Annotated in this window: 24 protein-coding genes; 8 read left to right on the top strand and 16 right to left on the bottom strand. The window is 65.2% G+C overall.

Features of this window, described 5'->3' with window-relative positions; translation table 11 throughout:
• Positions 1–2 precede the first annotated feature (2 nt).
• On the bottom strand, positions 3–725 hold the full coding sequence (gene pyrH / locus BFL28_RS18550; RefSeq protein ID WP_069322013.1) for a UMP kinase: 723 nt from the start codon (positions 723–725) through the stop codon (positions 3–5).
• A 230-nt stretch (positions 726–955) separates the two neighbouring features.
• On the opposite strand from pyrH, the gene BFL28_RS18545 reads away from it, so the two are divergent.
• Both BFL28_RS18545 and BFL28_RS18540 read left to right on the top strand, forming a co-directional pair.
• Complete coding sequence (locus tag BFL28_RS18545; RefSeq protein WP_069322012.1) at positions 956–1,831, top strand: OmpA family protein; 876 nt, start codon at positions 956–958, stop codon at positions 1,829–1,831.
• Positions 1,832–1,958: 127 nt separating this feature from the next.
• Positions 1,959–2,711 (top strand): 2OG-Fe(II) oxygenase, encoded by a 753-nt coding sequence (locus BFL28_RS18540; protein WP_069322011.1) that lies wholly within the window; start codon positions 1,959–1,961, stop codon positions 2,709–2,711.
• A gap of 7 nt (positions 2,712–2,718) precedes the next feature.
• Here BFL28_RS18540 and BFL28_RS18535 read toward each other — a convergent pair whose 3' ends face one another.
• The 3 genes from BFL28_RS18535 to rpsB form a co-directional block, all read right to left on the bottom strand.
• Entirely contained in the window at positions 2,719–3,231 is a 513-nt protein-coding gene (locus tag BFL28_RS18535) for a PilZ domain-containing protein (RefSeq protein ID WP_069322010.1), read from the bottom strand.
• A 153-nt stretch (positions 3,232–3,384) separates the two neighbouring features.
• Positions 3,385–4,317: a translation elongation factor Ts gene (tsf, locus tag BFL28_RS18530; protein ID WP_069322009.1), complete on the bottom strand. Its 933-nt coding sequence runs from the start codon at positions 4,315–4,317 to the stop codon at positions 3,385–3,387.
• A 107-nt stretch (positions 4,318–4,424) separates the two neighbouring features.
• Entirely contained in the window at positions 4,425–5,282 is an 858-nt protein-coding gene (gene rpsB / locus BFL28_RS18525) for a 30S ribosomal protein S2 (RefSeq protein ID WP_069322008.1), read from the bottom strand.
• A 276-nt stretch (positions 5,283–5,558) separates the two neighbouring features.
• Here rpsB and BFL28_RS18520 point away from each other — a divergent pair, with 276 nt between their 5' ends.
• Complete coding sequence (locus BFL28_RS18520; protein WP_069322007.1) at positions 5,559–5,777, top strand: hypothetical protein; 219 nt, start codon at positions 5,559–5,561, stop codon at positions 5,775–5,777.
• Here the strand turns inward: BFL28_RS18520 and BFL28_RS18515 are convergent.
• Both BFL28_RS18515 and BFL28_RS18510 read right to left on the bottom strand, forming a co-directional pair.
• A complete protein-coding gene (locus BFL28_RS18515; protein WP_069322006.1) occupies positions 5,719–6,513 on the bottom strand; it encodes a CDP-alcohol phosphatidyltransferase family protein in 795 nt (264 codons plus the stop codon). The genes BFL28_RS18520 and BFL28_RS18515 overlap by 59 nt on opposite strands.
• 10 nt (positions 6,514–6,523) lie before the next feature.
• Entirely contained in the window at positions 6,524–7,267 is a 744-nt protein-coding gene (locus BFL28_RS18510) for a phosphatidylserine decarboxylase (RefSeq protein ID WP_069322005.1), read from the bottom strand.
• A gap of 139 nt (positions 7,268–7,406) precedes the next feature.
• Between BFL28_RS18510 and BFL28_RS18505 the strand changes: the two genes are divergently transcribed.
• Entirely contained in the window at positions 7,407–8,630 is a 1,224-nt protein-coding gene (locus tag BFL28_RS18505; RefSeq protein WP_069322004.1) for an NADP-dependent isocitrate dehydrogenase, read from the top strand.
• A gap of 130 nt (positions 8,631–8,760) precedes the next feature.
• Positions 8,761–10,530, top strand: coding sequence for a cation:proton antiporter domain-containing protein (locus BFL28_RS18500; RefSeq protein ID WP_069322003.1), 1,770 nt, complete (start codon positions 8,761–8,763; stop codon positions 10,528–10,530).
• Here the strand turns inward: BFL28_RS18500 and BFL28_RS18495 are convergent.
• The 5 genes from BFL28_RS18495 to BFL28_RS18475 form a co-directional block, all read right to left on the bottom strand.
• On the bottom strand, positions 10,527–12,338 hold the full coding sequence (locus BFL28_RS18495; protein ID WP_069322002.1) for a DUF885 domain-containing protein: 1,812 nt from the start codon (positions 12,336–12,338) through the stop codon (positions 10,527–10,529). The genes BFL28_RS18500 and BFL28_RS18495 overlap by 4 nt on opposite strands.
• A 16-nt stretch (positions 12,339–12,354) precedes the next feature.
• Complete coding sequence (locus BFL28_RS18490; protein WP_069322001.1) at positions 12,355–12,693, bottom strand: hypothetical protein; 339 nt, start codon at positions 12,691–12,693, stop codon at positions 12,355–12,357.
• A 10-nt stretch (positions 12,694–12,703) separates the two neighbouring features.
• Positions 12,704–15,364, bottom strand: a complete 2,661-nt coding sequence (gene alaS, locus BFL28_RS18485; protein WP_069322000.1) for an alanine--tRNA ligase — start codon at positions 15,362–15,364, stop codon at positions 12,704–12,706.
• Between the two features lie 69 nt (positions 15,365–15,433).
• On the bottom strand, positions 15,434–15,868 hold the full coding sequence (locus tag BFL28_RS18480) for a hypothetical protein (protein ID WP_131818691.1): 435 nt from the start codon (positions 15,866–15,868) through the stop codon (positions 15,434–15,436).
• The gene (locus tag BFL28_RS18475; protein ID WP_069321998.1) at positions 15,865–17,118 is read right to left on the bottom strand and encodes a M24 family metallopeptidase; all 1,254 of its coding nucleotides are present in this window, start codon (positions 17,116–17,118) and stop codon (positions 15,865–15,867) included. Before BFL28_RS18475 ends, BFL28_RS18480 begins: the two co-directional genes overlap by 4 nt.
• Positions 17,119–17,187: 69 nt before the next feature.
• On the opposite strand from BFL28_RS18475, the gene BFL28_RS18470 reads away from it, so the two are divergent.
• On the top strand, positions 17,188–18,525 hold the full coding sequence (locus tag BFL28_RS18470; RefSeq protein WP_069321997.1) for a dicarboxylate/amino acid:cation symporter: 1,338 nt from the start codon (positions 17,188–17,190) through the stop codon (positions 18,523–18,525).
• Here the strand turns inward: BFL28_RS18470 and BFL28_RS18465 are convergent.
• Together BFL28_RS18465 and recA are read right to left on the bottom strand one after the other, a co-directional pair.
• Complete coding sequence (locus BFL28_RS18465) at positions 18,522–19,163, bottom strand: glutathione S-transferase family protein (RefSeq protein WP_069321996.1); 642 nt, start codon at positions 19,161–19,163, stop codon at positions 18,522–18,524. The genes BFL28_RS18470 and BFL28_RS18465 overlap by 4 nt on opposite strands.
• A 159-nt stretch (positions 19,164–19,322) precedes the next feature.
• The gene (gene recA / locus BFL28_RS18460) at positions 19,323–20,396 is read right to left on the bottom strand and encodes a recombinase RecA (protein WP_069321995.1); all 1,074 of its coding nucleotides are present in this window, start codon (positions 20,394–20,396) and stop codon (positions 19,323–19,325) included.
• Positions 20,397–20,651: 255 nt separating this feature from the next.
• Between recA and BFL28_RS18455 the strand changes: the two genes are divergently transcribed.
• Positions 20,652–21,941, top strand: a complete 1,290-nt coding sequence (locus tag BFL28_RS18455; protein WP_069321994.1) for a hypothetical protein — start codon at positions 20,652–20,654, stop codon at positions 21,939–21,941.
• A 15-nt stretch (positions 21,942–21,956) separates the two neighbouring features.
• On the opposite strand, the gene BFL28_RS18450 is transcribed toward BFL28_RS18455, so the two are convergent.
• Positions 21,957–24,026 carry a prolyl oligopeptidase family serine peptidase gene (locus BFL28_RS18450; protein WP_069322108.1) on the bottom strand — a complete coding sequence of 690 codons (2,070 nt, stop codon included), beginning with the start codon at positions 24,024–24,026 and terminating at the stop codon, positions 21,957–21,959.
• Between the two features lie 311 nt (positions 24,027–24,337).
• On the opposite strand from BFL28_RS18450, the gene BFL28_RS21030 reads away from it, so the two are divergent.
• Positions 24,338–24,490 (top strand): hypothetical protein, encoded by a 153-nt coding sequence (locus BFL28_RS21030; RefSeq protein ID WP_158011684.1) that lies wholly within the window; start codon positions 24,338–24,340, stop codon positions 24,488–24,490.
• Here BFL28_RS21030 and rplQ read toward each other — a convergent pair.
• Together rplQ and BFL28_RS18440 are read right to left on the bottom strand one after the other, a co-directional pair.
• Positions 24,487–24,909, bottom strand: coding sequence for a 50S ribosomal protein L17 (rplQ, locus tag BFL28_RS18445; protein WP_069321993.1), 423 nt, complete (start codon positions 24,907–24,909; stop codon positions 24,487–24,489). The two genes, BFL28_RS21030 and rplQ, sit on opposite strands and share 4 nt — an antisense overlap.
• A gap of 189 nt (positions 24,910–25,098) precedes the next feature.
• The gene (locus BFL28_RS18440; protein ID WP_069321992.1) at positions 25,099–26,166 is read right to left on the bottom strand and encodes a DNA-directed RNA polymerase subunit alpha; all 1,068 of its coding nucleotides are present in this window, start codon (positions 26,164–26,166) and stop codon (positions 25,099–25,101) included.
• Between the last annotated feature and the right edge of the window lie 9 nt (positions 26,167–26,175).

Raw genomic sequence — 26,175 nt, 5'->3', positions numbered from 1 at the left:
TCTTAGACTTCGTTGCGGACCACGGTCGAGATGCCATCGCCCTGCAGCACCGCAGCCAGATTGCCCTCGTCGCGGATGTTGAACACCACGATCGGGATATGATTGTCGCGGCACAGCGCCACTGCGGTCGCGTCCATGACCTTCAGATTCTCGACCAGCACCTGGTCGAAGCTTACCGCGTCATAACGCGTCGCCGTCGGCACCTTCTTGGGATCGGCATTGTAAACACCGTCCACGCTGGTGCCCTTGAACAGCGCGTCACAGTTCATCTCGGCCGCGCGTAATGCAGCGGTGGTGTCGGTGGTAAAGAACGGTAGGCCCGTGCCCGCGGCAAAGATCACCACGCGCCCCTTCTCCATGTGCCGCATCGCCTTGCGCCGGATATAGGGCTCGCTCACCGAAGCCATTGGGATCGCCGACTGCACGCGCGTGTCGACGCCCAGCCGCTCCAGCGTGTTCTGCATCGCCAGCGCATTCATCACCGTCGCCAGCATGCCCATATAGTCGGCGCTCGCCCGCTCGAACCCCTGCGCCGCGCCAGCCAGGCCGCGAAAGATGTTGCCGCCGCCCACGACCATGCAGATCTCGAACCCGGCCTCGGTCGCCGCCTTCACTTCGCGCGCCACGCGCTCGCAAGTGGCCGGGTCGATACCGAACTGCCCCTGCCCCATCAGGACCTCGCCCGACAATTTGAGGAGGATGCGTTTGAAGCGTGGCTCGGTCATCTGGCCCTTGATTCTCTGGTGTTTGCGGGAGCGGCGCGGACCTTAGGCGGGGCGCATTCCAATGCCAAGCGGGGAAACGGGCGCACTCGGCCGCCGTTCGGCTCGTCGCGCCTTCCACTCGAATCGCCCCCAGAACGAACCACTGCCCGTTAACCGTTCATCGGCGGGCAAGGTTGCGCCGAACACCCCCATGCACGCCATCCGTCCGGGGGGACGTCAAGGAGAAGTATATGCGTTCGACTGCAACCACCCACAAGAAGATGCTGGCGCTTGCGGCGCTCACCGCGGCCGCCGCGCTGCCCGCTATGGTGCAGGCGCAGGACGCACCCGACGACCGCGTCGTCGTCACCGGCACGCCGCCGGTCGATCCGGCATCGATGACCAAGGGGCCGGAGCTCAAGGGCTTCATCTCGGCGCGCAGCGGCGATCGCATGCAGGTCACGGAGCCGGGCGGCAAGACGTCGGTCGTCACGATCACCGACGCGACCGAGATCAAGGCAACCGGCGGCTTCCTCGGCCTCAACAAGAACCGCCTGCCTGCGACGCAGTTGCTCAACGGCACTCCGGTCACCGTCAAGACGCTGCAGGGCGGCGGCACCCTCGTCGCCAGCCGCATCGACATGGCGAACAAGGACCTTCGCACCGCTTCGATGATCCGCAACGGCACCGACCAGCGCTTCGCCGAACAGACCGCCGCAACCGAGGCGCTCAAGGGCCGGATGGGCGATATCGACCAGTATAATGTGAAGGGCACGACCAACGTGAACTTCGACACCGGCAAGGCCGCGCTATCGCCGCAGGCGAAAGCGGAACTGTGCAATGCCGCACGCGACGCCGAAGCGACCGAAAACGCGCTGCTCCTCGTCGTCGGCTATACCGATTCGACCGGGCCGGAGGAATTCAACCAGACGCTCAGCGAAAAGCGCGCGGCCAGCGTCGTCAACTATCTGCAACAGGCGTGCAAGTGGAAGCCGTATCGCATGCTGACGCCGACCGGCATGGCCGAGGCCGATCCCACCGCCGACAACTCGACCGAAGAAGGCAAGGCGCAAAATCGCCGGGTCGCCGTGAATATCCTGGTGAGCAAGGCGGTCGAGGGGCTGTAAGGACGCGGTGCCGGGTTCCATTCACGCGAACGGGGCCCGGCCGCTGGCACACGCGTCAGCCGTGTTCGTGTGATACAACTCTAACACAGATTAAGGCATCGCCATTCCGGCTGGGCGATAGAGCCGCATGATCGCCTCACCTGTCGCGCACGATCCTGCCAGCGAAATATTCTCGCTGAACCCCGATCTCGATGTGCCGGCGCTTGCCAAGGCCTATGCGCGCGACGGTCGGATCGAGATCCGCGACCTGTTGAGCGCAGGCGGTGCCGATCGATTGCGGTCGCACCTGCTCGATCGCCGCGACTGGACGATCGTCATGAACGCCGGTGATCGGGTCTGGGAGATGGCCGAACCCGCCCTGGCCGAACTGACCGGCGATCAGCGGCGCACGCTGGACGACAAGCTTTACCGGTCGGCTGGCCGGGGTTTTCAATACCGTTTCCGCACGATCCGTATCGATGACGATCGGGCGCGGCGCGGAGGGTCGCTGCTCGACCGGTTCGCCGATTTTATGAACGGCGCTGCCATGCTCGACCTGCTCAATCGCGTGACCGACACCGATATCGATTTCGTCGATGCGCAGGCGACGCGCTACGAACAGGGCGATTTCCTGACGGCGCATGATGATGCGGTCGAAGGAAAACACCGCCATGCCGCCTATGTCTTCGGCCTCTCGCCCGACTGGCGGCCCGAGGCTGGCGGACTGCTGCTGTTCCATGGCGATGACGGACAGATCGACGGCGGCTTTACGCCGGCGTTTGGGGCGCTGCGGCTTTTTCGCGTGCCGACCTTGCACAGCGTCAGCTTCGTGTCCCCGATTGCCTCGTCCGGGCGCCTCTCGATCACCGGGTGGCTTCGCCGGACCGCCGGGCAGGACTGACCGGCCGTCAGGTCAGGGCGATCACCACGGCCGCGACTGCCGCCCATGACAGCACTGCCAATCCGGCAATGACGGCGAGCCGCACGCGCATGGACAGTTTGCCCGTCGTCGCCTGCAAATCCGTGACGGGATCGCTGATCTCGGCATCCGGCATCGATACCGGCGCTTCGGGCATCGATATCGGCGCGGCGGGTTGCGGCGGAGACCGCAGCAGCGCCGCGCTGACGAATGCGTTCGACACCGGCTCCACGAACTCACAGCCGTAGAATTGTCCGTTCGACCATTTGACCGTCGCGCCGACCGGCGTCGCCCCCGGCAGTTCGAGTTCGATCGTCTCGTCGATTGCGATCGCGCCGTGGGTCTGGAGCAGCAACCCCGTGGTCGAGATGTCGAGCACCAGCACCTCGGCGCCGCCCAGCGCCGCCGTCTCCTGCGCACGCAGATGCAGGGTGCGTCGCCCCCCTGACCGGCGGCTCGCGCCTTCGATCGGCGCATCGAGTTGTCCCGAAATGGCGGCCATGCTGATCCCCTTTGCCGCATGGCGTTAGCGGCTGGCGCTTACCAAAGCGTTGAAAGCGTCGATCAGGATCGGGCCGAAAGGTAATTCGCACACGAAAAAGGGCGCGGCCACCTTCCGGCAGCCGTGCCCTCAACTTCGTCGAGGCGTTGGGACTTAGTTGCCCGCCGCCGTCGCCGCGACTTCCGCCGCGAAATCGCTTTCTTCCTTCTCGATGCCTTCGCCGAGCTGGAAGCGGACATAGTCCTTGAGCGTGATGGTCGTGCCGGCGGCCTTGCCTGCCTGCGCGATCACGTCGGCGACCGGGGTCTTGCCGTCCATGACGAACGCCTGGGTCAGCAGCGCGTTCTCCTTCTTGAACTTCTCGATCGGGCCGTTCAGGATCTTCTCGACCACGTCCGCCGGCTTGCCGACGGTGCGCTCGGCATTCTTCTCGCGCAGGATCGCGGCTTCACGTTCGACGACTTCCGGGTCGAGCAGGTCGACCGACAGCGCCAGCGGGAATGCGGCCGCGACATGCATCGCGATCTGCTTGCCCAGCGGCTCCAGCACGTCGACGCCGGCATCCGACTCCAGCGCAACCAGCACGCCGATCTTGCCCAGGCCCGGGGCCGCGGCGTTGTGGACGTACGGGATCACCGCGCCCTGCGACACCGACACGGCCTTCGCGCGGCGCAGCACCTGGTTCTCGCCGATCGTGGCGATGTTGTTGACCAGCACTTCGCCGACGCTGCCGCCCTGGGGCATCGCTTCGTTCTTCAGCGCCTCGATATCGTCACCCTTCTCGAGCGCGATGGCGGTGACGTCCCGCACGAAGCCCTGGAAGATCTCGTTCTTCGCGACGAAATCGGTCTGCGAGTTCACCTCGACCGCCACGCCCTTGGTGCCGGCAACGGCGACGCCCACCAGACCCTCGGCGGCGGTGCGGCTCGACTTTTTGTCGGCAGCGGCCAGGCCCTTGGTGCGCAGCCAGTCGACTGCCGCTTCCATGTCACCGTTGGTCTCGGCCAGCGCCTTCTTGCAGTCCATCATGCCTGCGCCCGACTTCTCGCGCAGTTCCTTGACCATTGCTGCCGTGATCTCGGCCATGTTTCATTCCTCAAGCTTGCGGGCAGATGCCCTGAATATGATGCGGGCGGGACAGTGCGATTGCGCCCTGCCCCGCCCGAATTACGCGTTCGTGACGAAGCTCGCGCTTACTGCGCCGCTTCCTCGGCGGTCGGCTCGGCAACGGGTGCTTCGGCCGCAGCAGGCGCTTCGGCAACGGGTGCCTCGGCTGCAGCAGGCGCTTCGGCAACGGCCGGCTCGGCCAGTGCCGCTTCCACCGGCGGATTCTCCGACGCACCGAAATCGCTGCGGGTCATCTGCGCCTGGTTGTTGCCGCGCGTCGCCGCAATGGCGATCGCCTCGCAATACAGGCGGATGGCGCGGCTGGCGTCATCGTTCGCAGGAACCGGGAACGCGATGCCGTCCGGCGACACGTTGGTGTCCAGGATCGCGACGACGGGGATACCCAGCGTGTTCGCTTCCTTGATCGCCAGCTCTTCCTTGTTGGCGTCGATGACGAACATGATGTCCGGCACGCCGCCCAGGTCGCGGATACCGCCCAGCGACAGCTCGAGCTTGTCGCGCTCGCGGGTCAGGTTCAGCACTTCCTTCTTGGTCAGGCCGTGCGTGTCGCCCGACAGCTGCTCTTCCAGCGTCTTGAGGCGCTTGATCGACTGGCTGATCGTCTTCCAGTTGGTGAGCATGCCGCCCAGCCAGCGATGGTTGACGAAGTGCTGGCCCGACTTCTTGGCGGCCTCGGCGATCGCTTCCTGCGCCTGGCGCTTGGTGCCGACGAACAGCACCTTGCCGCCAGCGGCGACGGTCGAGCTCACGAATTCCAGCGCGCGTGCGAACAGCGGAACGGTCTGCGACAGGTCGATGATGTGGACGCCGTTACGATCGCCAAAGATGTACGGCTTCATCTTCGGGTTCCAGCGATGCGTCTGGTGACCGAAGTGCGCGCCCGATTCGAGCAGCTGCTGCATGGAGACGACAGGTGCCGCCATAGGGATAACTCCTTCCGGTTGATCCTCTGGGAAGCGAGTGACCGACGGCCAAATGGCCCGCGGCACCGGGTTATGATGCTTCCCATGTGGGGTTGAAGCTGGCGCGCTTAGTCGAACTCCCACCAACGCGCAAGAGAACAAAGGTGGAAAGTCTCACTTGACGCCGGAACTTTTGGGGAACATACCGGGCTCAACAGGACGACGGGGAACTTATCCACAGGCTAAACGTCTGGGATCGCAAGGATTTCGACTGTCGGACGAATCCGGGAGAAACTTATGATCGCCTTGGTTGCCGCACTGCTGTTCACCGCCGCCTTCGCGGTGTCGCTCTGGGCGATGTTCGTCACGATTGAGCCGCGGCTCGGCTATATGCGTGCTTTGCTCCGCGGCGACGGCGTTCCCGATCTCGCTCCTGCCGTCGCGCCACGCGTCCGCGCTATGGCGCGGCCGGCGGCAGTATCGACGCTGGGGCGGCCGCAGCGCGCGGCAGCTTAGTGCGGCGATAGGCTCGAATGCTGAACGGCAGCGTCGCCAGATAGCCCAGGCACACGATCGTCAGCGTCTGCCACGGCGCGGTTACCAGCGCCGCGATCACGATTGCGACAACGACCAGCGCCTCGAACCGCACCGTCCGGCGCAGGCGCAGCGATTTCCACGAATAAGTCGCCAGGCTCGACACCATCAGCAAGCCGATCAGTCCGACCCATGGCGTCACCAACCGATAGTCGCGCGCCCATTCTTCGCCACTCCACAGCCAGACATAGATCGGCAGCATCGCGAGCCCTGCGCCGGCCGGTGCCGGTATCCCAGTCAGGAACCCGGCCAGCTTGCGCGGCTGGACGTCACTGTCGATCTGCGCATTGAACCGCGCCAGGCGAAGTGCGCAGAACACGGCATAAAGCAGCGCCACGATCCAGCCGACCTTGGGAAAGGCGATCAGCGACCAGAGATACAGGATCAACGCCGGTGCCACGCCGAACGAGATCGCGTCCGACAGGCTGTCCAGTTCGGCCCCGAACCGGCTCTCGCCCCGGATCATCCGCGCGATCTGCCCATCGACGCCATCGAGGACGGCGGCCAGCATGATCATCAGGACCGCGCGTTCCCATTCCGCCCCGATGGCAAATCGCACGGCGGTCAGCCCCGAACACAGCGCCATGGCGGTCACCGCATTGGGCAACACCGCGCGCAACGGAATGCCGTGGCGTTGCGATCGAGCTCTCAAGGCCATTGGCGAAACCTCATTGCGCAACGCCGGCGGCAGCGGCAGCGCCCTTCATGCCGACGATCGTCTCGCCGGCCAGGCAACGCTGACCCAGCGCGACCTGCGGCGCATAATCGTCAGGCAGGAACACGTCCAAGCGGCTGCCGAAGCGGATAAGGCCGAAGCGCTGCCCCGCGACGAGCATGTCGCCCGGCTTCACGAACGTCACGATGCGGCGTGCGACCAGCCCCGCGATCTGCGTGAAACCGATCCGCGTGCCGTCGCGCGTCTCCATCACGAAATGCTGGCGCTCATTCTCCTCGCTCGCCTTGTCGAGGTCCGCGTTCAGGAACTTGCCGGCGATATAGACGACCTGCCGGATCGTGCCGGCAACGGGCGTGCGATTGATATGGACGTCGAACACGCTCATGAAGATCGAAACGCGTATCCGGCTCGCTTCGTTCAATCCCTCCGCCCCGGCGATCTCGCGCGGCACCGGCACGCGCTCGATCATCGTGACCAGGCCGTCGGCGGGCGAAACAATCAGCCCCTCGCCTTGCGGGGTGACGCGGATCGGATCGCGGAAAAAGGACGCGACCCAGATCGTTACGCCGACCATCAGGAAGCCCAGTTCCTCCAGGATGACATAAGCGAGCAGCGTCAGCGCCGCCGAGATCATCACATATTTGCGGCCCTCCGGATGGACCGACGGGAAGCGCCATTTGACGGTAGTGGTCGAAACCGGCGGGTTGGTGTGCGGCGGGGTGTCGAGTGAAGCCATGCCAAGGCTTTAGCCATGGCCTGCGATACGCGCTAGTGCGTTGTCGCGACAGCGGCGGCTGGTTGCTTGGCCGCTTGATCCTCCCGCGCCTTCCTCCTAGAGCCGCGCGCAAACCTCCCACACGAAACAGGAAGACAGCATGGCGAAGATCAAGGTGAAGACGCCCGTCGTGGAGATCGACGGCGACGAAATGACGCGGATCATCTGGGAATGGATCCGTGAACGCCTGATCAAGCCTTACCTCGACATCGACCTCAAATATTACGATCTGGGCGTCGAGAAGCGCGACGAGACCAACGACCAGATCACGATCGATAGCGCCAACGCGATCAAGGAATATGGCGTCGGCGTGAAGTGCGCCACGATTACGCCCGACGAGCAGCGCGTCGAGGAGTTCAACCTCAAGGAGATGTGGAAGTCGCCCAACGGCACGATCCGCAACATCCTGGGCGGCGTGGTCTTCCGCGAGCCGATCGTCATCAGCAACGTGCCTCGTCTGATCCCCGGCTGGACCAAGCCGATCGTCGTCGGCCGTCACGCATTCGGCGACCAGTACCGCGCGACCGACATCAAGGTCCCTGGTCCAGGCAAGCTACGCTTGGTGTTCGAGGGCGAGGACGGCCAGGTCATCGACCGCGAAGTCTTCAACTTCCCCGGCTCGGGCGTTGCGATGGCGATGTACAATCTGGACGATTCGATCCGCGATTTCGCCCGCGCCTCGTTCAACTACGGCCTGAACCTCAAATGGCCGGTCTATCTCTCGACCAAGAACACGATCCTCAAGGCCTATGACGGCCGCTTCAAGGACCTGTTCCAGGAAGTGTTCGAGACCGAGGGCTTCGCCGAAAAGTTCAAGGAAGCCGGCATCGTCTATGAGCACCGCCTGATCGACGACATGGTCGCCTCGGCGCTCAAGTGGAGCGGCGAGTTCGTGTGGGCGTGCAAGAACTATGATGGCGACGTCCAGTCGGATCAGGTCGCGCAGGGCTTCGGCTCGCTTGGCCTCATGACCTCGGTCCTGCTTTCGCCGGACGGCAAGACCGTCGAGGCGGAGGCCGCGCACGGCACCGTCACCCGCCACTATCGCCAGCATCAGCAGGGCAAGGCGACCTCGACCAACCCGATCGCGTCGATCTTCGCCTGGACCGGCGGCCTCAAGTTCCGCGGCAAGTTCGACGACACGCCCGACGTGGTGAAGTTCGCCGAGACGTTGGAGCGCGTCTGCATCGAGACCGTCGAAAGCGGCAAGATGACCAAGGATCTCGCGCTGCTGATCGGGCCGGACCAGCCGTGGATGACGACCGAGCAGTTCTTCGAAGCGATCCGCGAGAACCTCGAGGCGGAAATGGCCAACTGGAACTAAGCTGAGCCTCGCTGAAAACCAAAGAAGCCGCGGTCCACGGACCGCGGCTTTTTATTTGCCCCGACGATTTATCGCTCCCCAGCCCGCTTCACCGATGACAAATCGTTTCGCAGCCCGTTACAACTAGGTCATGGCTCTCGACCTGACAAATAGCGGCTTCAGCGATGCATTGGTGATCCTAGGCGCTGCGGGCCTCGTCATCCCTGCCTTCGCGCGCTTCCGGATCAGCCCCGTGATCGGGTTCATCCTGGTCGGCGCGCTCGTCGGGCCGGCGGGTCTTGGCCAGCTCGTCGATCGCGCGCCGTGGCTCTATTATCTGACGATCACCGACCCGCATTCGATCGAACCCTTCGCCGAATTCGGCATCATCCTGCTGCTGTTCTCGATCGGGCTCGAGCTTTCGTTTCGGCGCCTGTGGTCGATGCGCGGCCTGGTATTCGGCGTCGGCGCGGCCGAACTCCTTGGCGCCGCGCTGCTGATCGGTGGCGGCCTTTTCGCGATGGGGCAGAACTGGGCCGGCGCGCTTGGCCTCGGCCTCGCCCTCGCGCTCTCATCGACCGCACTGGTGCTGCCGATCGCCGGCACGACCAGCCCGGTCGGCAAGTCGGCCTTCGCCATGCTGCTGTTCGAGGATCTCGCGCTGGTGCCGATCGTATTCATGCTCGGTGCGCTCGCTCCCGCCGCAGCGGACGCCGGCTGGAGCGATTTGGTCGGAACGCTCGGCCGTGGCGGGATTGTCGTCGCCATCCTGTTCATCGGCGGGCGCTTCATCCTGCCGCGCATGTTCGGTCAGGCGGCGCGAACCAAGTCGCCCGAACTGTTCCTTGCCGCCAGCCTGCTCGTCGTCATCGTGGCCAGCATGGCCACCACCGCAGTCGGCCTCTCGCCGATCGTCGGCGCGCTGCTCGCCGGGCTGCTGATCGCGGAAACCGAATATCATAGCGAGGTGGAAGTCATCACCGCGCCGTTCAAGGGACTGGCACTCGGTGTGTTCCTGATCACTGTGGGCATGCGGCTCGACCTGCGGATGGTGCTACACGACTGGGCGACGCTGCTCGCCGCAATCCTGGGCGTGATGGCGGTGAAGGTCGGCGTCACCGTCGCGCTGCTCAAGCTGTCTGGCGCGCGCACCGGGACAGCGACCGAGGCCGGCGTGCTGATGGCCAGCCCATCGGAAACCACCCTGATCGTCCTCGGCGTCGCTGCAACCGCCGGGCTGATCCAGCCCTCGACCGCCGCCTTCTGGACCACGGTCACGGCGATCGGTCTCACGATCACCCCGCTGCTGGCCCAGGCCGGGAAAGCGGTCGCGCGGCGGCTCGAAGCCCGTGACCAGCACCGTACGCCAGAAACGAGTGAGGTCACGATCGGCGGCACCGTCATCATCGGCTTTGGCCGCGTCGGCCGCACTGTCGCCGACATGCTGCACGCGCATGGCAAGCCTTATATCGCGGTCGATGCCGATATCGATGGCGTCGCCACCGCGAGGCGCGAAGGATACAGCGTCATGTTCGGCGACGTATCGCGCAGTGAACTGGTCGACCGGCTCAACCTTGGCCATGCGGATGCGCTGATCCTGACGATGGACGATCCGGTGCTGACCGTCCGCCTGACCCGGCGCGTGCGCAGCTGGGTTCCGGGCATTCCGATCATCGCACGCGCGCGCGACGCGCAGCATGCCGCCGAACTCTATAAGGCCGGCGCGACCGACGCGGTGCCCGAAACGCTTGAAAGCTCGCTTCAGCTATCCGAGGCCGTACTCGTCGACCTCGGCGTAGCGGTCGGGCCAGTCATCGCATCGATCCATGAGAAGCGCGATGAAATGCGACGGACGATCAAGGCCGCAGCCAACCTCGACCGGGAGCCACGTATTCGGCGCGTGCGTCAGGCCGAAGCCTAGGCGTACTGCGCGCGCACCACACGTTCCAGCACCGACAGCGGCATTGCGCCTTTGCGCAGCACCTCATGGAACTGCCGCGGGTCCCACTTGGCGCCAGCCTTCGCCTTCGCCTCGTCACGCAGCTTCACCCACATGGTGTGGCCGATCTTGTAGCTGCACGCCTGACCCGGCCAGACGGTATACCGGTCGATCTCACCCTGGCTGCGCCCGCGCGCGATGCCCGTAGTCGCGATGAAATAATCGGTCGCCTTTTCGCGACTCCAGCGCTTGGCATGCAGCCCGCTGTCCACGACCAGCCGAGTTGCGCGGAACAGCAGCGACTGAAGATATCCCACTTGGCCCAACGGATCGCCTTCGAACATTCCCATCTCATCGGCGAGCTGCTCGGTATAAAGCGCCCAGCCCTCGCTATAGGCGCTGAAGCCGCCACGCCGTCGGATCAGCGGAATGTCCTGCGACTCAAGGGCCAGCATCACCTGCAGATGATGGCCCGGCGTCGCTTCGTGATGAGTCAGTGTCGCAAGCCCGAATTTGGGCCGATCGAAGGTGTCGCGCAGGTTGATGTAGTAAATACCAGGACGCGCGCCATCCAGCGTCGCGGCCTGATAATAGCCGCCCGGCGACCCGGCCTCGATCGCGGGGGGCACGCGACGCACTTCGACCGGCGCCTTGGGCAGCGTCGCGAACTGCTCGGGTAACCGTTTGTCCATCGCGCGGATTTGCTTGTTGAGTTCGGCCAGCAACGCCTCGCGCCCGACATCGGTATTGGGAAACAGCTGATCGGGCCGCTCATTCAGCGCGACCAGCCGGGCGCCAACGCTACCCTGGCTCATCCCCTGCGCTTTCAGGATCGCGTCGATCCGCCCGCTGATCTGCGCCACTTGCTCAAGGCCCAGCCGGTGGATCTCGTCGCCGGTCAGCCGCGTCGTCGTTGCCGCTTCGGCCGCCGCAGCATAATAGGCCTCGCCATCGGGCAACCGCCAGACGCCCGCGTCGTGGCCCGCCTTCGCGCGCAATTGCATCAGCAACGCACGCTGCCGGTCCAGTGCCGGATATACATGCCGCTCCACGATCGCTGCCGCGCGCGCGGCATGATCGGCGGGCAGGTTCGCCGCCTTAAGCTTGGCGGCAAGCCCCGTCACCAGCCCGGTCTGCGCCGCCGGCCGATCGCGCAGCGCCGCATATTGCTTGAGCGACGTATCCAGGATGTAATCCGGCGCGAACACGCCTTTGGCCGCGTCGGCGCGCTGTCGCTCGGTCTCCTGGTCCAGCACGCGCGCAAACGCCTCGATCCGCGCGAGATATGCCTCGGCGTCGCTGGCATCCTTCACGCGATGCTGCCCGTCCAGGAGATCCGGCACGTCCTTGTACGCGCCGCTCAGCTGGCTCAGCCGGTAGGGCACGAAGCGCCCGCCATTGTCACCATAGTCGAATGTCGTACTGGCGGCGATGCTCCGCTCGAGCTGGTACAGCACCACTTCACGATCAAGCCGCGCCGCTTCGCCAAGCTTTTCCGGGGCAAAGGCGCGGACCTCCGCCAATTCGCGGCGTGCCCGGGCCAGGCTGCGCGCATCATCCGCCGCGCTTCGCCCGGACAAGCGAGACTTCAGCCCGGCATTGGCACCGGTATCCAGCCCCAATGCCGTCGCGCCCTCCGGATTGTCCGCCAACCGGTCGGCAAAGATGCGGTCCAATGCCGCACGAAGCTTTGCGTCATCGGCCCCGGCCGTGGCTTGCGCCGCCAATGCTGGAAAGGCACCGGTCAGTGCCCCCGCACCAACGGTGGCAACGAAGGTGCGGCGACGCATGCGGGCTCTCCCGATCTTACTTGTCGAGCGGCGTCACGCGGCGGACGCAGTCGGCCAGCGCCGCCGAGGTGCCGCCATCCTGCGCGCGCAGCCGTGCCTCGGCCGCCGTGGCTTCACGGCTGGTATCGGCATCCACCTGCCTTGCGTTCTTGCCCGCCGCACGTCCGGCATCGGCCGCGGTCATGCTCCAGAAGATCAGGTGATCGAACAGCTGCGAGGATTCCTTCGTCCCCTTGCCGATATTATTGGCAGCCGATGTCAGCCCCGCGCAACGCAGCGCGTCCGGATAGGGGGGCAGCTTGCCCTGCGCCGAAACGCCGGGGGCGGTAATCAGAGCCGCTGCGAGAGCGGCCATTGCGAAACGGTTACGCAGCTTCTTTCTCCTCGGTCAGCGCCCCCTTGACGGCGTCGAGCGCGGCCGCGGCATTGCTGCCGTCGGGTCCGCCACCCTGCGCCATGTCAGGCCGCCCGCCGCCGCCTTGCCCGCCCAGCGCGGCGACACCACGCTTGACCAACTCGACTGCGCTCAGGCGAGCGGTCAGGTCGTCGGTGACGCCAACCGCAATCGCTGCACGCCCTTCATTTACCGCGACAAAAGCTACCACAGCTGAACCGATCCGCGCCTTTGCCTCATCCACAGCGCCTCGCAGCGCCTTTGGATCCAGCCCATCCAGAATCTGCCCGACAAAGTTGACACCGCCGATCTGCTCCGGCCCGGCCGACGTTGCCGTGCCGCCCCCGCCGCCGAGCGCCAGCGCCTTCTTCGCTTCCGCCAGTTCCCGCTCCAGCCTTCGGCGCTCCTCGACCAGGCTGACAATGCGGGCCGGAACGTCGTCAGGCGAAGTCTTCAACGCCGCCGCTGCCTCACGCAGCTTGGCGTCACGATCCGCCAGCCACAGCCGCGCCGCCTCACCGGTCAGCGCCTCGATCCGGCGCACGCCGCTCGACACCGCGCTCTCGCTTACGATCTTGAAAATCGCGATGTCGCCGGTCGCGTTGACATGCGTACCGCCGCACAGCTCGACCGAGTAATGTTTGTCGGTCAGCCGTCCCATCGACAGCACGCGCACCTCGTCGCCATATTTCTCGCCGAACAGCGCCATCGCGCCCGCCGCGATTGCATCGTCCGGGGTCATCAACCGCGTGCCGACCGCCTCGTTGGCGCGGATTTCGGCGTTCACGTCCGCCTCGACGGTCGCGATCTCTTGCGCGCTCAAGGCCGAAGGATGGGAAAAGTCGAAGCGCAGCCGGTCCGCCGCAACTAGCGATCCCTTCTGCGTGACATGCCCGCCCAGGCGGTTGCGCAGCGCCGCATGCAGCAGATGCGTCGCCGAATGGTTGGCGCGGATCGCGTCGCGCCGCGCCGCGTCGACCGACAGCTTCACGGTGTCGCCGACTCTGATCTCGCCACGCACCAGCGTCGCCTGATGCGCATGCAGCCGGCCAAGCGGCTTCGATGTATCGCTGACGATCGCTTCGGCCTCGGCGTTGCCGATCGTGCCGGCGTCCCCAGCCTGACCGCCGCTTTCGCCATAGAACGGCGTCTGGTTGGTCAGGATGACAACCTCGTCCCCCTGCCCGGCCTGGTCGACGCGTGCGCCATCCTTGACGATCGCGACAACCTGCCCTTCGCCCTCGGTCGCGGCATAGCCGATGAATTCGGTGCTCCCCAGTTCTTCGGCGATGTCGAACCACACATCGTCCGACGCCTTGGCCCCGCTGCCCTTCCACGCGGCACGCGCTGCAGCCTTCTGCTGCGCCATCGCCGCGTCGAAGCCGGCGCGATCCACTGCCATGCCCTGCGGCCGCAATGCATCCTCAGTCAGGTCATAGGGGAAGCCGTAGGTGTCATAGAGCTTGAACGCCGTCTCGCCGGGCAGCGTATCGCCCTCACCCATGCCGCTCGTCGCCTCGTCCAGCAGCTTCAGGCCGTTGGCCAGCGTCTGGCGGAAGCGCGTCTCCTCCTGCAGCAAGGTCGCTTCGATCAGTGGCTGCGCGCGCACCAGCTCGGGGAATGCCGCACCCATTTCGGCGACCAGCGAAGGCACCATGCGGTGCATCAACGGCTCCCTGGCGCCCAGGATATGGGCGTGCCGCATCGCACGGCGCATGATCCGGCGCAGCACATAACCGCGCCCTTCGTTGGCCGGCAGCACGCCGTCCGCCACCAGGAAGCCCGATGAGCGAAGGTGGTCGGCGATCACACGATGGCTCGCCTGATTGTCGCCGGTGGTCGATGCACCGGTCAATGCGCCGCTCTCGGCGATCAGCGCCTTGAATGTGTCGGTATCGTAATTGTCGGTGACGCCCTGCAACACCGCCGCGACGCGCTCCAGCCCCATGCCGGTATCGATGCTCGGCCTCGGAAGGTCGCCGACGATTTCGTCATTCTCCTGCAGATACTGCATGAAAACGAGGTTCCAGATTTCGACGAAGCGGTCGCCATCTTCCTCCGGCGATCCGGGCGGGCCGCCCCAGATATGCTCGCCATGGTCGTAAAAGATCTCCGAGCACGGCCCGCACGGTCCGTCCGACCCCATCGCCCAGAAATTGTCCTTGGTCGCGATGCGGATGATACGCGCCTCGGGCAGGCCGGCGATCTTCTTCCACAGCTCGAAGGCCTGGTCGTCGGTGTGATAGACCGTCGCCGTCAGCCGCTCGGGCGATAGGCCCCACTCCTTCGTCAGCAGCGTCCACGCGTGCGTGATCGCCTGCTCCTTGAAATAGTCGCCGAAAGAGAAGTTGCCGAGCATCTCGAAGAAGGTGTGATGCCGCGCGGTGTAGCCGACATTGTCCAGGTCGTTATGCTTGCCCCCGGCGCGGACGCACTTCTGCGAAGAGGTCGCGGTCTTGTACGGCCGCGTCTCGAGCCCGGTGAACACGTTCTTGAACGGCACCATGCCCGCGTTGACGAACATCAGCGTCGGATCGTTCTGCGGCACCAGCGGCGCGGATTGCACGCGCGCGTGTCCGTTCTTCTCGAAATAGTCGAGGAAGCTGCGGCGAATATCGTTGGTCGAGGTCATCGCGCCGACTTAGGGACACGCGCGCGTTCGCTCAAGCGAAACGGTGCGATCAGGGCTAACCGGGTTCCGCTAGCGCCCGTTGCACTGCAACTTGATCCGCCATCGTTGGTCCGGACGTGCGACCACCTCCGGCGGTATGGTGAACTCAATCACGGAACAGCGGCCATCGCTGATGCCGGGCAGATCTTCGCCGCGCTTCAGCCACATTCGCTCGCCCGCTTCCAACATTGGATAAGGCAGCTTCGGCTCTTCGCACGGGATAATGCCCTTTCCGAGTTCCTCACACTGAGCATCGGACGAGTTTGCGGCAAACGGGTAAGTGAACACGCCACGCACTGAACCGTCGCGATCGCGGCCATAATATCTTGCATAATGATCGAGACCTTGTGCCTCGGCAGGCATCAAGACACTTGCTTCAATCTTGTCCATCAACGCCGCATCTAGGTTAGCCGCATCCGCACACCCGATGAAGAGAAGCGCTGCAAACAGGGGAGTTCGTTTCACCCGATCGGCTCCTCGATCGACTTCGGCGGCACGCTGAACCATTTCGGGCCGTCCGCGGTCATGTGAAAGCAGTCCTCAAGGCGAACGCCGAACTTGCCGGGCAGGTACAGGCCTGGCTCGTTCGAGAAGCACATGCCCGGCGCCAGCTTCGTCGTCTCGCCCCGCACCAGGTTCACCGGCTCGTGCCCGTCCATGCCGATGCCGTGCCCGGTGCGGTGCGACAGGCCCGGCAGTCGATAGTCCGGACCATAGCCCAGCGTCGCGTACCAGCCGCGCACCGCATCGTCGACGCTGCCCGCCGGCACGCCCAGCCTTGCAGCGGCAAACGCACGCTGCTGCCCCGCACGCACATGGCCCCACACCCGCCTTTGCTCGGCATTGGGCGCGCCATGAACGAAGGTGCGGCTGATGTCGCTTTCGTACCCGTGTACGACCGCGCCGCAGTCCATCAGCACCACTTCACCCGGTGCGACCTTCTGCGGCTTGCCGGTGCCGTGCGGATAGGCGGAGGCTTCGCCCAGCAGGATGAGGTTGAACGCCACCTGACCACCCAGTGCGCGTGTCGCGGCACTCATCAACGTGCCGATATCCTGCGGGGTCATGCCCGCTTCGATCCTTGGATAGGTCCAGCGATAGGCCGCCATGGTCACATCCGCCGCCTTCTGCATCAAGGCAAGTTCGGCCGCCGTCTTGATCATGCGGCATCCCCGCACGACCGGGTTGGCCGAGACCAGCTTGGCACCGGGCAGCGCCTTCAGGAGTCCATCCACGGCAAAGTGCCGGACTGTCTCCTCGATCCCGATCCAGCCGGTCGCCAGCTTCTTTTCGCGCAGCCACCCGGCAATCAGCGCAAACGGGCTTTCATGCTCCTGCCACACCCGCACCTCCGCCGATATGGCAAGCGATTCGCGCACCGACGGTTCCTCGAAGAACGGCGTGACGATCAGCGGCTCGCCTTCCACCGGGATCACGGCCGCGGTCAGTCTCTCGCTCCGTCCCCAGCGCACGCCGGTGAAGTAGAGCAGGCTCGCTCCCGGTTCGATCAGCACCGCACCGATGCCGTTCGCCTTCATCAGGGCCTGGGCTCGCGCCAGCCGCCCGCGCCGTTCCGCCGGCCCGATCGGCACCGCATCGCCCACGATCGGCTCGAGCGCTGAAAGGTCGGCCTCGGCGGCGCGTAGCACACCCGAACGGGTCGCAAGCGGAATGGCGGCGGCAGCGGTCAGCAGCGATCGGCGGGAAAACATCATGCTGACAAGCGATACGGCCCTTGACCCGCGCCCTGCAATCCCCTGACTAGGCGGGCAAAGGGGGGCTTAATGGCCAAGAGACTGACGACCTTCATCCTGATCGCGCTGGTCGCCGGCGCGACCCTCGGCCTCGCGCTCCACTATGGCGTTCGCAACAATTATGGTGCCGACGCTGCCGCGGCTGAAGCGCAACTCGCTACCATCGCCGGCTATTTCTCGATCGTCACGACCATCTTCCTGCGGTTGATCAAGATGATCATCGCGCCGCTGGTGTTCGCCACGCTGGTCGCCGGCGTCGCGCATATGGGCGACACGGCCGCCTTGGGCCGGGTCGGCGGGCGCGCTGTGGGGTGGTTCATCTGCGCCAGCCTGGTCTCGCTCACGCTCGGGCTCATCCTGGTCAACCTGTTCCAGCCGGGCGTCGGGCTCAACTTCGCCCTGCCGCCGGCCGATGCGGCGAGCGGCGTCGAGAAGGCGGCGTTCAACCTCAAGGACTTCTTCACGCACGTCTTCCCCGCCTCCGGCATCGAGGCGATGGCAAAGAACGAAATCCTGCAGATCGTCATCTTCTCGCTGTTCATCGGCGTCGCGATCACTGCGGTTGGCGAAAAGGCCAAGCCGCTGGTCAGCGCGGTCGAGGCGCTGGTGCATGTGATGCTCCAGGTGACCAACTACGTCATGCGCTTTGCCCCGTTCGCGGTGTTTGCGGCGGTCGCTGGCACGCTGGCGGAGCGCGGCCCTGCGATCATCGGCAATCTCGCCTATTTCATGGGCACCTTCTACCTTGCGATGCTGCTGCTGTGGGCGCTGCTGATCGGCGTGTGCTTCCTGATCGTCGGCAAGCGTACCAGCTTGCTGGTGCGCTATATCCGCGATCCGCTGTTGCTCGCCTTCTCCACCGCGTCGTCGGAAGCGGCGTACCCGCGGACGCTCGAGGCGCTCGACCGGTTCGGCGTGCCGCCGCGAATTGCCAGCTTCGTGCTGCCGCTGGGGTACAGCTTCAACCTGGACGGCTCGATGATCTACATGACCTTCGCGACGATCTTCATTGCGCAGGCCTATGGCATCGATCTGACGCTGGGGCAGGAAATCACGATGCTGCTGGTGCTGATGATCACCAGCAAGGGGATCGCCGGCGTGCCGCGCGCCAGCCTGGTCGTGATCGCCGCGACGCTCGGCTTCTTCGACATTCCGGAGGCCGGGCTGCTGTTGATCCTGGGCATTGACCACTTCCTAGACATGGGGCGGTCCGCGACCAACGTCGTCGGCAATGCGGTGGCGAGCGCCGTCGTGGCGAAATGGGAAGGCGGACGGCTCGACCCGGTCGAACCGGCCGAGATCGAGCCACCGCGCGCGCCCAGCGGCACTGGCCCGGCGGTGGACGAACAGAGTTTCAGGAACGTCTAGGCGTAAGCGTACGGGCCGCCGGCTTGCAATGCGGCCCGATACGCGGGCCGCGCGTGGATCTTGTCGAGCCATGCGATCGTCGCGGGCCGCGAGCGATCCAAGCCGGCACGGCTTCGCGCGGCTTCCAGCGGAAAGCTCATCATCACGTCGGCGGCGGTGAACGCGTCGCCGGCGAACCACGGATGGGCTGCGAGGTGCCCCTCGACATAGTCGAGATGCACGTCGATCATCGGCTGGATCTTCTTCTGCGCCGTACGCCCGAGCAGCGGCACGCGGGCGAGCACGAGCTTTACCAGCAACGGCGGCATCAGTGAGCCCTCCGCATAGTGCAGGAAGTGGCGGTAGCGCAGGACGGCGTCGCGATGCGCCGGCGCGCCGAGCCTACCATCCGCCTTCTCCACCAGATACTCGATGATCGCGCCGGTTTCCGCCACGGTGCGGCCCTGCCCGCCGGCGGCTTCGTCATCCTCGATCACCGGCGACTTGCCCAGCGGGTGGACGGCGCGCAATTCGGGCGGCGCGAGCATTGTCGACTTGTTCCGCTCATAGCGCCGGATGCGGTAAGCAAGGCCCAGTTCCTCGAGCAGCCAGAGCACGCGCTGGGATCGCGAATTTTCGAGATGGTGGACGGTGATCATGCGTGGCCCCCGGTTCAAACGTGGCGAACATCGTCCATGAAGGTGCCGGGGAACGCACCAAAATGAAAGACCCGGCGCAGGCACGCCGGGTCTTCCGATGGGAACAGGTCCCGTGACCGCCGCCGGCCCGATCGGACGCGGCGCGGCCCAAAAGCGACTTCAATCCTCGCCGTCGTCCTCGCCGGGGCCGACCATCATCTCTTCGGCGACCTTTTCGGTCCGCTGGCGGATTGCCTTTTCAAGCCGCTCGCAGACTTCCGGATTTTCCTTGAGGAAGGTCTTGGCATTCTCACGCCCCTGACCGATGCGGATGCTGTCGTAGGAGAACCAGGCGCCCGCCTTCTCGACCAGCCCGGCCTTGACGCCGATGTCGAGAATCTCGCCGATCTTCGAAATGCCCTCGCCATACATGATGTCGAATTCGACCTGCTTGAACGGCGGCGCGACCTTGTTCTTCACGACCTTCACCCGAGTCGCGTTGCCGATGATGTCGTCGCGGTCCTTGATCTGGCCGGTGCGGCGGATGTCGAGACGGACCGAAGCGTAGAACTTCAGCGCATTGCCGCCGGTCGTCGTCTCCGGGTTGCCGTACATCACGCCGATCTTCATGCGCAGCTGGTTGATGAAGATCACCATGCAGCGCGAGCGGCTGATCGAGCCAGTGAGCTTGCGCAGCGACTGCGACATCAGGCGCGCCTGCAGGCCGACATGGCTGTCGCCCATCTCACCCTCGATTTCCGCGCGGGGAACGAGCGCCGCGACCGAATCGACCACCAGCACGTCGATCGCATTCGAGCGGACCAGCGTGTCAGTGATCTCGAGCGCCTGCTCACCGGTGTCGGGCTGCGACACGATCAATTCGTCGATGTTGACGCCGAGCTTCTTGGCATAAACCGGATCGAGCGCGTGTTCGGCATCGACGAAGGCTGCGGTGCCGCCATTCTTCTGCGCCTCGGCAATCACGTGCAGCGCCAGCGTGGTCTTGCCCGAGCTTTCCGGGCCATAAACTTCGATCACGCGCCCGCGCGGCAGTCCGCCGACGCCGAGCGCAATGTCGAGCCCGAGCGAACCGGTCGAGATCGCCTCGACCTGCATCGCCTCCTTCGAGCCGAGCTTCATCGCGCTGCCCTTGCCGAAGGCGCGGTCGATCTGCGCCAGTGCGGCGTCGAGCGCCTTCTGCTTGTCGGAAGAAATCGCCATGTTTCCGTCGATCACCTTGAGGGAAGCTGCCATGAGAAGTCTCCGTCGCTAAAGGCTTTGCTGCCGTCGTTCAACGCCCATGTCCGGGCCGCTGTTGGATTTTCGTATAGCATTTGTTCTGTTGGAACAAGAGTAGAACGATCTTTTTTTGTTCCGGTCCGCTCGCTGCGTGGTGCATCGGCCGCTGACGCAATCCACCTCCATCGTTGCGCAAGCTGACGGATCACCTATGCCTTTGGCTGCCATGACTGCGGACGCCGCTGACCGATGCCTCACCTGACGAGGCTGATGAACGAACCGGAGCACGCCGAGCGGCGCTTCCTGGTCTGGCTCGTCGCGGGCTTTCTGCTCATCCGGCTCGCGTGGCTGTATGCGGTGCATGGCGGCCTGGACGGATTTCTGGAGGCGTCGGAGGCGACGCGGGTGGCGCTGTCGATCGCGCAGAACGGCTTGGCCGGCGATGCCTATCATGCCGGCCAGGGCGCAACGGCACATCTCATGCCGCTCAACCCGGCAATTGCGGGCGGCGTGCTTCGCCTGTTCGATCCGGCCGGAAGTGCCGCTCACCTGATCCTGCTGGCCTGGTCGCTGGCGCAGGTCCTGTGCGGCTATCTGCTGGTGCGCGCGGTATTCGCGCGGCTCGGCGCCGATCCGCGGGCGCTTCGCTGGGGCAGCGTGCTGCTGCTGCTCGGCGCGCCGTTCATGCCGCAGGAGACGGTCGACTTCCGTTATTGGGAAGGCGCCAGCGCCCTGTGCCTGGTCGCGGCGAACCTGCTGGTCATGATCGAAGTTGCCGAGCGTCGCGGGTTGAAGCGCGGCGAGTGGATCGCGATTGCGGCGCTGTTTGCCCTCACCTGCTTCGTCTCGCCGCCCGCCGGCGTCGCGATCGGCGCTTGCTGGGCAATCGTCGCCCTGCGGCGGCTGTCCCTGCGGCAAAGCGCCTTGCTGGCGGGCGGGACGCTTGGCGCACTCGTGCTCGCGTTCGCGCCCTGGGCGTTGCGCAATGCAGCCATGCTGGGCGAACCGGTCCTGACCCGCAGCAACTTTGGCCTGGAGCTGGCCATCGCGAACCATTCTGCCGCCCTGACCGATCGTGACCCGGCATCGGTGTTTCACGAGCGGCTGAGCCAAGTGCATCCAGCCGCCAGCGCGGCGGCCCGAACGCAGGTGCAGGCGCACGGTGAAGTCGCCTACTCGCGGCAGCTTGCCTCGACCGCCAAGGCGTGGATCGCCGCCAATCCCGGCGGCTTTGCCCGACTGTGGCTGGGCCATGCGGGGGAGATGATCGCGCCGCGCGCGTGGCAGATGTACTTCACCGGGTGGGAAGGCGCGCGCAGCCTTCGCGCCGGAATGATCTCGCTCGTCCAGCTGCTGGGGATCGCGGCACTCGTCCTGGCACTTGCCGCGGGCCGGCGCCGCTACTGGTTGCCGGCAATCTATATCGGCGTCACCGTTGCGCTGTACGCAATCTTTCAGCCGATGCCGCGCTACAGCTTCGCCATCTATCCGTTTCTGGCGTTCCTTGCCGCCGAGAGGGCGGCGCGCTTGTTCGGGCGGGGCGGCGCTCAGCCGGGCTGACGCCGCCCCCTGCCCCTATTGGACTGGCTTGACCTCCAGCCCGGTCCACTTGGCCGCGAAGGCATAGAGATCGGACGTCTCCTCGATCACCTTGTCGGTCGGCTTGCCCGAGCCGTGGCCTGCGCGAGTCTCGATCCGGACGAGGTGCGGCCGAGGCCCGATGTCCGTCGCCTGCAGCGCCGCGGTGTATTTGAAGGTATGACCCGGCACCACGCGATCGTCGGTGTCGGCTGTCGTCGCCAAGATCGCCGGATAGGTCTTGCCGGACGCAATGTTGTGATAGGGCGAGTAGGCGCGCAGGATCTTCCAGTCGGCTTCCTTCGAGGGATAGCCATAATCGTCGACCCAGTAACGGCCTGCGGTCCAGCGATCGAAGCGCAGCATGTCCATGACGCCCACCGCCGGCAGGGCAGCAGCGAACAGGTCGGGGCGCTGATTGACGACCGCGCCGACCAGCAGCCCGCCGTTCGAGCCGCCCTGGATCGCAAGCCCGTCCTTCTTCGTAATCCCCTGAGCGATCAGATATTCGCCGGCGCCGATAAAGTCGTCGAACACATTCTGCTTGTTCGCGAGGCGACCGCCGTCGTGCCACGCCTTCCCATATTCGCCGCCGCCGCGAATGTTGGCGAGCACGAACACCCCGCCCTGCTCCATCCAGGCAAGCCGCGCGGCGGAAAAGGCCGGGCCATAGGGCACGTTGAACCCGCCATAGCCCCACATCAGCGTGGGCGCCGGGCCGGTCACGTCCTTGCGCTTGACGATGAACATCGGAACCTTCGTCCCGTCCTTCGAGCTGAAGAAGCGCTGTTCGACGCTGTACCGCGCAGGATCGAACGCGACCTTCGGCGTTGCCCATGCGGTCGCCTGCCCCGTCTTCATGTCATAGCGATAGACCGTCGTCGGCGCGTTGAAGCTGGTATAGGCGTAGAATGCCTCGGTCCGGTCGGGGTCGCCGGTGAACCCCGCGACGCTGCCGATGCCGGGAAGCGCGACCGGGCCGATCGGCTTGCCGTCGAGTGAAAAGCGGCGCAGCTCGTCCCTGGCGTCAACCATATAGCCGAGCAGCAGCTGGCCGCCGACGATGCCCGCGCTCTGCAGCGTCGCCTTGTCCTCGGCCACCACGTCGGTCGCCACCGGATCGGCCGCAGCGACGTCCATCGCGACCAGCTTCATGCGCGGCGCGCCCTTGTTGGTCGTCCAGTAGAATTTGCTGCCGACATTGCCGGCGAGGCTCCAGTTGTTTTCCAGCCCCTTGATCAGCGTGCGCGGCTTTGCGCCCGGCGTCTTGAGGTCGAGCAGCGTGATCTCGTAGCGGTCGTCGGTGCCTTCGCTGGTGGTGATGACCAGCCAGTTGCCGTCGTCGGTGACTTGCGCGAAATGGCCGCGCTTTGGCGTGGCGGGCGTCGCATAGATCAGCGTGTCGGCGCTCTGCGGCGTGCCGATGCAGTGAAAGTAGATCGCCTGGTTCTCATTCAGCGCCTGGAACGCCTGGCCCTGCGCCGGTTCGGGGAAGCGGCTGTAGTAGAAGCCGCTGCCGTCCCTGGCCCAGGAGAGGTTGCTGAACTTCACCCATTTGACTTCATCGTCCAGCGTCTTGCCGGTGGCGACATCGAGCACCTTGATCGTGCGCCAGTCGGTGCCGCCATCCTGGATGCCATAGACGAGGCGATTGCCGTCATGCGAGGGCACCCACTCGCTGAGCGCGGTCGCACCGTCCTTGGCCCAGCCATTCGGGTCGATCAGCACGCGGCCCGGCCCGTTCAGGCTGTCGCGCACCCACAGCACCGCCTGGTTCTGAAGCCCGCTGTTATGGCTGTAGAAATAGCGTGTGCCCTTGTGCTGCGGCACGCCATAGCGTTCATAATCGAACAGCTGCTTGATGCGGTTCTTGAACACCTGCCGTCCGGGCAGCGTCGCCAGATAGGCGTTGGTCACCTTGTTCTGCGCCTCGACCCAGGCGGCGACTTCCTTGTCGCTGCGCACATCGTTCTCGAGCCAGCGATAGGGATCGGCGACCTTCTGGCCGAACTGTTCCTCGACGACCTCGACACGCCGGGTTTCGGGATAGGTGATCGGGGCAGTCATGGTCGTCGGCGACTCCGGATTGGCGAAGGCGTGAGGGGCAGCAAAGAGCAGAGGCAGAGCAAGGAGCGGCGCGCGACGCATTGGTTTCTCCTGAAACGGGATCGCTGCACCCTATTGCCGTGTCGGCGGCGGTCAAGGACCGAGCGGCGCGGGCTGGCTCAGCCGAGCACCGTCGCCGCGGTCGCATAGCTGACCCAGCTCATGATCATGAGCGGCAGCGTCGCGAAGCCGACCGCGATCGCGCTGGCTAGATTGTTGGTGCGCTTCATCACGTCCTCCTGCCGCGCAATGCTGCACGGCTCGTGCCAGACTTGGAAATCGACGCGAATCCGCCGTTCATCCTGGCGACAGCAAGATGGGAATTGGCGGGCGGCGCCAAGGATCAGCAATTCTTGCAGGGTCGAAACAAAAAGGGCGGCGGCATCGCTGCCACCGCCCCCTTGCACTGGATCGATCGCGCCTAGGCAGCCTGATCGAAATCCTCGTCGGTCATCACCGGACCCGAATCCTGCCCCTTGGCCGACATGTCGCGATCGACGAACTCGATATAGGCCATGGGCGAAGCGTCCGACGCACGCGGGCCTGCCTTGATGATGCGGGTATAGCCGCCGTTGCGGTCCGCATAGCGGGTGGCCAGCGTGTCGAACAGCTTCACCAACTGCGCGTCGTCGAGCAGGCGGGCATGCGCGAGACGACGGTTGGAAAGGCCGCCCTTCTTCGCCAGCGTGACCAGCTTTTCGACATAGGGACGCAGTTCCTTCGCCTTGGCGACGGTGGTGAGGATCTGCTCGTGCTTGATGAGCGCAGCCGACATGTTGCGGAACAGCGCGGCGCGATGGGCCGAGGTGCGCTGAAGCTTACGACCGCCGTACTTATGGCGCATAGGTATTTCCTTTCAGTTCGTTCGGGGGCCGTGTCAGGTACCCCGGAGCAGGCAGCACTTGGGGTGGCTGCCCATCGACCCTTCTTCCAGGAGGCCCGCCGTGGCAAAGCCACGGCGTCGGACGGGTTCTGCGACCCGCCGTCCGGGTTGGCGCCGTCTCCGGATTAGCTTGCGCTAATCCGGTGCAGCTTAACCCATAATCTCCTGCTCGAGCTTCTTGGCCATCTCTTCGATATTCTCAGGCGGCCAGCCCGGGATTTCCATGCCGAGGCGCAGGCCCATCGACGACAGCACTTCCTTGATCTCGTTCAAGGACTTGCGGCCGAAGTTCGGCGTGCGCAGCATCTCGGCTTCGGTCTTCTGGACCAGATCGCCGATATAGATGATGTTGTCGTTCTTGAGGCAGTTGGCCGAACGGACCGACAGCTCGAGTTCGTCCACCTTCTTGAGCAGGTAGCGGTTGATCGTCGCGGTGTCGCCCGCGCCCGCTTCCGCACCGCCAGCAGCCGGCGCAGCAACGCCGATCGGGGCCGAACGGGTGATCGCGCTGTCGTCGAAGTGCACGAACAGCGCCAGCTGGTCCTGAAGGATGCGTGCGGCATAGGCCAGCGCATCTTCCGGGGTCACGGTGCCGTCGGTCTCGATCGAGAGGCTGAGCTTGTCATAGTCGAGCTCCTGCCCGACGCGGGTGTTCTCGACCTTGTAGCTGACCTGGCGCACCGGCGAATACAGCGCGTCGACCGGAATGAGGCCGATCGGCGCATCGGCCGGGCGGTTGGCGGCGGCGGGGACATAGCCCTTGCCGGTGTCCGCGGTCAGTTCCATGTTCAGCGTCGCGCCGTCGTCGAGATGGCACAGCACCAGTTCGGGGTTCATCACTTCGATGTCGCCCGACACGGCAATGTCGCCGGCCTTGACTTCGGCCGGACCCGTTGCGCTCAGCTGAAGGCGCTTGGCGCCCTCGCCCTGCATGCGCAGCGCGATCTGCTTCACATTGAGCACGAGATCGGTCACGTCCTCACGCACGCCGGCGAGCGACGAGAATTCGTGAAGCACGTTTTCGATCTTGATCGAGGTCACCGCCGCACCCTGCAGCGACGAGAGCAAAACGCGGCGCAGCGCGTTGCCGAGCGTCAGGCCGAAGCCGCGCTCCAGCGGTTCCGCGACGAAGGTCGCCTTCCGCTTGCCGTCACCGCCCTTTTTCTCAAGGCCGTTCGGCTTCTTAAGTTCCTGCCAGTTCTTTGCGTTGACAGACACAGGCTTCCC

The sequence above is a fragment of the Sphingomonas turrisvirgatae genome, assembly GCF_001721295.1.
GTDB classification, from domain to species: Bacteria; Pseudomonadota; Alphaproteobacteria; order Sphingomonadales; family Sphingomonadaceae; genus Sphingomonas; species Sphingomonas turrisvirgatae.
Note: the sequence above shows the minus strand (reverse complement) of the source record. Positions and strands in the feature narration are given on the sequence as shown.

What these genes read in the sequence shown, in the direction of transcription:
- tsf (WP_069322009.1), bottom strand. Translation starts at nt 4,317, where the DNA reads ATGGCCGAGATCACGGCAGCAATGGTCAAGGAACTGCGCGAGAAGTCG.
- alaS (WP_069322000.1), bottom strand. Translation starts at nt 15,364, where the DNA reads ATGACCTCGACCAACGATATTCGCCGCAGCTTCCTCGACTATTTCGAG.
- rplQ (WP_069321993.1), bottom strand. Translation starts at nt 24,909, where the DNA reads ATGCGCCATAAGTACGGCGGTCGTAAGCTTCAGCGCACCTCGGCCCAT.
- recA (WP_069321995.1), bottom strand. Translation starts at nt 20,396, where the DNA reads ATGGCAGCTTCCCTCAAGGTGATCGACGGAAACATGGCGATTTCTTCC.
- BFL28_RS18495 (WP_069322002.1), bottom strand. Translation starts at nt 12,338, where the DNA reads ATGCGTCGCCGCACCTTCGTTGCCACCGTTGGTGCGGGGGCACTGACC.
- rpsB (WP_069322008.1), bottom strand. Translation starts at nt 5,282, where the DNA reads ATGGCGGCACCTGTCGTCTCCATGCAGCAGCTGCTCGAATCGGGCGCG.
- BFL28_RS18505 (WP_069322004.1), top strand. Translation starts at nt 7,407, where the DNA reads ATGGCGAAGATCAAGGTGAAGACGCCCGTCGTGGAGATCGACGGCGAC.
- BFL28_RS18490 (WP_069322001.1), bottom strand. Translation starts at nt 12,693, where the DNA reads ATGGCCGCTCTCGCAGCGGCTCTGATTACCGCCCCCGGCGTTTCGGCG.
- BFL28_RS18510 (WP_069322005.1), bottom strand. Translation starts at nt 7,267, where the DNA reads ATGGCTTCACTCGACACCCCGCCGCACACCAACCCGCCGGTTTCGACC.
- BFL28_RS18475 (WP_069321998.1), bottom strand. Translation starts at nt 17,118, where the DNA reads ATGATGTTTTCCCGCCGATCGCTGCTGACCGCTGCCGCCGCCATTCCG.
- BFL28_RS18520 (WP_069322007.1), top strand. Translation starts at nt 5,559, where the DNA reads ATGATCGCCTTGGTTGCCGCACTGCTGTTCACCGCCGCCTTCGCGGTG.
- BFL28_RS18500 (WP_069322003.1), top strand. Translation starts at nt 8,761, where the DNA reads ATGGCTCTCGACCTGACAAATAGCGGCTTCAGCGATGCATTGGTGATC.
- BFL28_RS18515 (WP_069322006.1), bottom strand. Translation starts at nt 6,513, where the DNA reads ATGGCCTTGAGAGCTCGATCGCAACGCCACGGCATTCCGTTGCGCGCG.
- pyrH (WP_069322013.1), bottom strand. Translation starts at nt 725, where the DNA reads ATGACCGAGCCACGCTTCAAACGCATCCTCCTCAAATTGTCGGGCGAG.
- BFL28_RS18535 (WP_069322010.1), bottom strand. Translation starts at nt 3,231, where the DNA reads ATGGCCGCCATTTCGGGACAACTCGATGCGCCGATCGAAGGCGCGAGC.
- BFL28_RS18455 (WP_069321994.1), top strand. Translation starts at nt 20,652, where the DNA reads ATGAACGAACCGGAGCACGCCGAGCGGCGCTTCCTGGTCTGGCTCGTC.
- BFL28_RS18540 (WP_069322011.1), top strand. Translation starts at nt 1,959, where the DNA reads ATGATCGCCTCACCTGTCGCGCACGATCCTGCCAGCGAAATATTCTCG.
- BFL28_RS18450 (WP_069322108.1), bottom strand. Translation starts at nt 24,026, where the DNA reads ATGACTGCCCCGATCACCTATCCCGAAACCCGGCGTGTCGAGGTCGTC.
- BFL28_RS18545 (WP_069322012.1), top strand. Translation starts at nt 956, where the DNA reads ATGCGTTCGACTGCAACCACCCACAAGAAGATGCTGGCGCTTGCGGCG.
- BFL28_RS18465 (WP_069321996.1), bottom strand. Translation starts at nt 19,163, where the DNA reads ATGATCACCGTCCACCATCTCGAAAATTCGCGATCCCAGCGCGTGCTC.
- BFL28_RS18470 (WP_069321997.1), top strand. Translation starts at nt 17,188, where the DNA reads ATGGCCAAGAGACTGACGACCTTCATCCTGATCGCGCTGGTCGCCGGC.